1 rRNA gene (running past one end of the window) is annotated in these 1,215 nt (G+C 56.1%); it reads right to left on the bottom strand.

What is annotated here, in order from left to right:
* Positions 1-40 precede the first annotated feature (40 nt).
* A 23S ribosomal RNA gene (locus tag ACZ4VL_RS40010) occupies positions 41-1,215 on the bottom strand (it continues 2,027 nt past the right edge of the window).

Here is a 1,215-nt window from a genome sequence, read left to right as displayed (position 1 = left end):
GTTCGTTGCTTCAGAACTAACACAGTGGACGCGAGCAACTGAGGACAAGCCCTCGGCCTATTAGTACCAGTCAGCTCCACCCGTTACCGGGCTTCCACATCTGGCCTATCAACCCAGTCGTCTACTGGGAGCCTTACCCTCTCAAGGAGGTGGGAATACTCATCTTGAAGCAGGCTTCCCGCTTAGATGCTTTCAGCGGTTATCCCTCCCGAACGTAGCCAACCAGCCATGCCCTTGGCAGGACAACTGGCACACCAGAGGTTCGTCCGTCCCGGTCCTCTCGTACTAGGGACAGCCCTTCTCAATATTCCTACGCGCACAGCGGATAGGGACCGAACTGTCTCACGACGTTCTAAACCCAGCTCGCGTACCGCTTTAATGGGCGAACAGCCCAACCCTTGGGACCGACTCCAGCCCCAGGATGCGACGAGCCGACATCGAGGTGCCAAACCATCCCGTCGATATGGACTCTTGGGGAAGATCAGCCTGTTATCCCCGGGGTACCTTTTATCCGTTGAGCGACGGCGCTTCCACAAGCCACCGCCGGATCACTAGTCCCGACTTTCGTCCCTGCTCGACCCGTCGGTCTCACAGTCAAGCTCCCTTGTGCACTTACACTCAACACCTGATTGCCAACCAGGCTGAGGGAACCTTTGGGCGCCTCCGTTACCCTTTGGGAGGCAACCGCCCCAGTTAAACTACCCATCAGACACTGTCCCTGATCCGGATCACGGACCGAGGTTAGACATCCAGCACGACCAGAGTGGTATTTCAACGGCGACTCCACAACCACTGGCGTGGCTGCTTCAAAGTCTCCCACCTATCCTACACAAGCCGAACCGAACACCAATATCAAACTGTAGTAAAGGTCCCGGGGTCTTTCCGTCCTGCTGCGCGAAACGAGCATCTTTACTCGTAGTGCAATTTCACCGGGCCTATGGTTGAGACAGTCGAGAAGTCGTTACGCCATTCGTGCAGGTCGGAACTTACCCGACAAGGAATTTCGCTACCTTAGGATGGTTATAGTTACCACCGCCGTTTACTGGCGCTTAAGTTCTCAGCTTCGCAACCCCGAAAGGTCACTAACCGGTCCCCTTAACGTTCCAGCACCGGGCAGGCGTCAGTCCGTATACATCGCCTTACGGCTTCGCACGGACCTGTGTTTTTAGTAAACAGTCGCTTCTCGCTGGTCTCTGCGGCCACCCCCAGCTCAGA

It is taken from the genome of Streptomyces sp. NPDC029014 (assembly GCF_055564695.1).
The sequence above is the reverse complement of the archived record's forward strand: the minus strand, read 5'-3'. Positions and strand labels throughout refer to the sequence as shown.